General features: G+C 67.5%; 4 protein-coding genes. 3 read left to right on the forward strand and 1 reads right to left on the reverse strand.

Features of this window, described 5'->3' with window-relative positions; all coding sequences use genetic code 11:
- Positions 1-236: 236 nt before the first annotated feature.
- On the forward strand, positions 237-2,063 hold the full coding sequence (locus H3O04_RS34015) for an acyl-CoA dehydrogenase (protein ID WP_202589360.1): 1,827 nt from the start codon (positions 237-239) through the stop codon (positions 2,061-2,063).
- 141 nt (positions 2,064-2,204) lie between these two features.
- Positions 2,205-3,185, forward strand: a complete 981-nt coding sequence (locus H3O04_RS34020) for an NADPH:quinone oxidoreductase family protein (protein WP_027813741.1) — start codon at positions 2,205-2,207, stop codon at positions 3,183-3,185.
- A 160-nt stretch (positions 3,186-3,345) separates the two neighbouring features.
- On the opposite strand, the gene H3O04_RS34025 is transcribed toward H3O04_RS34020, so the two are convergent.
- Positions 3,346-3,897 (reverse strand): PadR family transcriptional regulator, encoded by a 552-nt coding sequence (locus H3O04_RS34025; protein WP_202589361.1) that lies wholly within the window; start codon positions 3,895-3,897, stop codon positions 3,346-3,348.
- A 151-nt stretch (positions 3,898-4,048) separates the two neighbouring features.
- On the opposite strand from H3O04_RS34025, the gene H3O04_RS34030 reads away from it, so the two are divergent.
- Positions 4,049-4,608, forward strand: a 560-nt coding sequence (locus tag H3O04_RS34030; protein ID WP_442862858.1) for an oxidoreductase, incomplete at its 3' end; no start/stop codon positions are given.

The raw sequence follows: 4,608 nt of genomic DNA on the forward strand, positions 1-4,608 counted from the left end.
GAGTCGGGCATTCTTATGGGTGTTCATCCGGCTGGGTTCCTGGAAGGTTGGGTGTTTGGCGACTTCCAGTCTCCCAGACTCAGTCCGGATGAACCATCGATACAACCTATTGAAGCTTCACAACTAGCTTGCGCGCCGTTGTCGTTTGCGAACGACCGTGCTAAATTCCTGCCAGCGCTTGCAGTCACGCAACCCTTCATTCGGCTGACACGGCCGGCACCCCGGGAGGCAGCACGATGAGTCTGTTGATGTCGCGACGCGATCTCGCGTTCCTGCTGTATGACTGGCTCGACGCCGAAGCGCTCGTCGCGCTGCCGCGCTACGCGGAGCACAGTCGCGAGACCTTCGACGCGGTGCTCGACACCAGCGAGCGGATCGCCGAAGACCTGTTCGCGCCGCACGCGGCGCGCGGCGATCGCGAGGAGCCGCGGTTCGACGGCGAACGCGTGACGCTGATCCCGGAAGTCGAACCGGCGGTGCGCGCGTTCGCGGACGCCGGGCTGATCGCTGCGGGCCACGACGAAGCGCTCGGCGGCATGTGCTTGCCGAAGCTCGTCGAAGCCGCGTCGTTCCTGTTCTTCCAGGCCGCGAACATCGCGACCGCCGCGTATCCGTTCCTGACCGTCGCCAACGCGAACCTGCTCGTCGCGCACGGCAGCGCCGCGCAAATCGACGCGTTCGCGCGCCCGGAGCTGGAAGGGCGCTTCCTCGGCACGATGTGCCTGTCCGAACCGCAAGCCGGTTCGTCGCTGTCCGACATCGCGACGCGCGCCGATTTCGAAGGCGATTCGCCGCTCGGCCCGCGCTACCGGCTGACCGGCAACAAGATGTGGATTTCCGGCGGCGAGCACGAGCTGGCGGAAAACATCGTCCACCTCGTGCTCGCGAAGATCCCCGACGAACATGGCCGGCTGCAGCCCGGCACGCGCGGCATCTCGCTGTTCATCGTGCCGAAGTTCCTGACCGGCACCGATGGCGCGAGCGGCGAGCACAACGACGTCGTGCTCGCCGGGCTGAACCACAAGATGGGCTATCGGGGCACGACCAACTGCCTGCTGAATTTCGGCGAAGGCACGCGTTATCGGCCGGAAGGGCGCGCGGGCGCGATCGGTTATCTGGTCGGCCAGCCGAATCATGGCCTCGCCTACATGTTCCATATGATGAACGAGGCGCGTATCGGGGTCGGCGCGGGCGCGGTGGCGCTCGGCTACACCGGTTATCTGCACGCGCTCGACTACGCGCGCAACCGTCCGCAGGGGCGCCCGCTCGGGCCTGCGGCCAAGGATGCGACCGCGCCGCAGGCACCGATCGTCGACCATCCGGACGTGCGGCGCATGCTGCTCGCGCAGAAGGCCTATGTCGAAGGCGGTCTCGCGTTGATCCTGTACTGCGCGAGGCTGGTCGACGAAGCGCGCGCGCACGGCGATGCGACGGTGCGCGCCGAGGCTACGCGCCTGCTCGACATCCTGACGCCGATCGCGAAAAGCTGGCCGTCGCAGTGGTGTCTGGCCGCGAACGATCTCGCGATCCAGGTGCATGGCGGCTACGGTTACACGCGCGACTACGCGGTCGAACGGTTCTATCGCGACAACCGCCTGAATCCGATTCACGAAGGCACGCACGGCATCCAGGCGCTCGATCTGCTGGGCCGCAAGGTCACGCAGGACGACGGCGCGTCGCTGCGCGCGCTCGATGCGCGGATCGGCGCGACCGTCGAGCGCGCGCGGGCGCTGGATGCCGGCGCGTGCGAGCAGGCCGATGCGTTGGCGCAGCGTTGGGCGAGACTGTGCGACGTGACGCATCAGTTGAGCGCGATCGGCGATCCGCGGACGCGGCTGGCGAACGCGAGCGTGTATCTCGAAGCGTTCGGCCATCTCGTCGTTGCGTGGCTGTGGCTCGACGTGACGCTCGCCGCGCACGGACAGGACGGCGATTTCCACGACGGCAAGCGTGCGGCGGCCCGTTACTTCTTCCGCTGGGAACTGCCGAAGGTGGATGCGCAGCTCGACCTGCTGTCGAGCGTCGACACGACGACGCTCGACATGCGCGACGCGTGGTTCTGAACGTGGTTTCAACGACATTCCGGAATACCGACGATCTTGCCGATGCGATGGGCATCGCATGCTCGTCGTGAACCGGCCGCGCGGGGCCATCCCGCACCCCGTACCGATGCCCGGCCACGCCGCGCAAGGAGACAGAAGCGCATGAAAGCCCTGTTGTGTACCGCATTCGGCCCGATCGACCGCTTGCGCATCGAGGACGTCGCGATTCCCGAACCGGCTGCCGGGCAGGTCCGGATTCAGGTGAAGGCGGCCTCGCTCAATTTTCCCGACGCGCTGATCGTCCAGGGGTTGTATCAGGTGAAACCGGCGCTGCCGTTTTCGCCGGGCGCCGAATTTGCCGGCGTGATCGACGCGGTCGGTGAAGGCGTCACCGCGTGGCGGGTCGGCGATTCGGTGATGGCGTTTACCGGGCACGGCGGGTTCGCGCAGCAGTGCGTGGCCGATGCGCGGCAACTCGCCGCGCTGCCGCCCGGCATGACGTTCGAGCAGGGCGCGGCGCTCGTGCTCGCCTACGGCACGTCGCTGCATGCGTTGCAGCAGCGTGCGCGCCTGCAGGCGGGCGAGACGCTGCTCGTGCTGGGCGCGGCCGGCGGCGTCGGGATCGCCGCGATCGAGATCGCGAAGGCGCTCGGTGCGCGCGTGATCGCGGCAGCGTCGAGCGCGGACAAGCTCGCGCTGTGCCGTGAAGCGGGCGCCGACGAGACGATCGACTACGCGACCGAGGACCTGCGCCGCCGCGTGGACGAACTGACGGGCGGGCGCGGCGCCGACGTCGTCTACGATCCGGTGGGCGGCGCGTACAGCGAAGCGGCGCTGCGCGCGACCGCGTGGCGCGGCCGGTTCCTCGTGGTCGGTTTCGCGGCCGGCGAGATTCCGAAGATCGCGTTGAATCTTGCGCTGCTGAAGGAGCGCGACATTCTCGGCGTGTTCTGGGGCGATGCGGTGCGGCGCGACCCGGCACAGCATGCGGCGAACATGCGGCTGCTCGCCGAATGGTTCGCAGCCGGCAAGGTGCGGCCCGCGATCACCGAGCGCGTGTCGCTGGACGGCGCGGCCGACGCGATCGCGCGGATGGCGAACCGGCAGGTGAAGGGCAAGGTGGTGATTTTTCCGGACGCGTGATCCGGGTTCGTCGCGCGGCGATTCAATGCGGGCCGCGCGGCGGCTTTTTCACGACGGCGGGCGCGGCGCGCGACCTGCTGTAGAGCGTGGCGATCCGCTACACCGGCGCGCAATGTCGATCGGCGGTGAAACGGACAACGCGCGTTCTTCGTCAGCCGCTTCAATCCTTCGGCAAACGCAGCGTGTCGAGCGCATGCTGCGAGAACTCGACCCAGAACCGCTCGTTCGCGATGCCGGCCTGCAGCACCAGATGCTGCAGGCGCTTCGTGCGTGAATCGCCGGCCGCCGGACCGCCGGCCTCCACAAAGTCACGCGCCTCGATCTGCAGATACAACTCCAGCTTTTCCTGATGCAGCGCGATGCGCCGCCGGATCTCGTCCTCGAGGCCGGCCGGTCCGAGCACGGCTTCCGCGCGCAGGCGCACCATCAACGCTTCGCGCAGCGGCGTCGGATCTTCCGGTTCGGCGATCCAGCGGCGCAATTCCTTCTTGCCGGCCGGCAGAATCCGATACGCGCGCTTGCGGCCGCGACCGGACTCGGCGGGCAGCGATTCGATCCAGCCCATTTCCTCGAGACGCCCGAGTTCGCGATAGATCTGCTGGTGCGTCGCCTGCCAGAAATAACCGATCGAGCGATCGAAGCGATCGGCGAGCTCGGACCCCGAACCGGGGCGTTCGGCGAGGGCGGTGAGAAGCGCGTGCGGCAGGGACATGTCGAATCGGCGAAGGCTGCGGAATGAACCGCATCTTGCCATATCGGGGCCGCAGCACAAACGACGCGGCATTGTTTGTGCAACATGTTGCATAAACAATGCCGGCGAGCTACCATCAATGCAACTTGTTGCATAAACATGGAGACACCCGATGGCTTCCCGTTATCCGCATTTGACGACCCCGCTCGAACTCGGCTTCACGTCGCTCCGGAACCGCGTGTTGATGGGGTCGATGCACGTCGGCCTGGAGGAAGCGCCGAACGGTTTCGAGCGGATGGCCGCGTTCTATGCGGAGCGTGCGCGCGGCGAGGCTGGCCTGATCGTCACGGGCGGTTTCGCGCCGAACGAGCGCGGCCGTCCGGCGCCCGGCGGCGCGATGCTGACGACCGAAGCGGAAGCCGAACGCCATCGTGTCGTGACGCGTGCGGTGCAGGCCGAGGGCGGCAGGATCGCGTTGCAGATCCTGCATTTCGGGCGCTACGCGTATCACCCGGCGCTCGCGGCGCCCAGTGCGCTGCAGGCGCCGATCAACCGGTTCACGCCGCATGCGTTGACGAGCGACGAGGTCGACGAGACGATCGCCGATTTCGTGCGATGCGCGGCGCTCGCGCAGCATGCGGGCTACGACGGCGTGGAGATCATGGGGTCCGAGGGCTACCTGATCAACGAATTCATCGCCGCGCGCACGAACCATCGCGACGACGCGTGGGG

Source organism: Burkholderia sp. KCJ3K979, from assembly GCF_016759955.1.
Classification (GTDB): domain Bacteria; phylum Pseudomonadota; class Gammaproteobacteria; order Burkholderiales; family Burkholderiaceae; genus Burkholderia; species Burkholderia orbicola.

Coding starts and splice junctions, on each gene's coding strand:
- H3O04_RS34025 (WP_202589361.1), bottom strand. CDS start 3,897: ATGTCCCTGCCGCACGCGCTTCTCACCGCCCTCGCCGAACGCCCCGGT.
- H3O04_RS34015 (WP_202589360.1), top strand. CDS start 237: ATGAGTCTGTTGATGTCGCGACGCGATCTCGCGTTCCTGCTGTATGAC.
- H3O04_RS34020 (WP_027813741.1), top strand. CDS start 2,205: ATGAAAGCCCTGTTGTGTACCGCATTCGGCCCGATCGACCGCTTGCGC.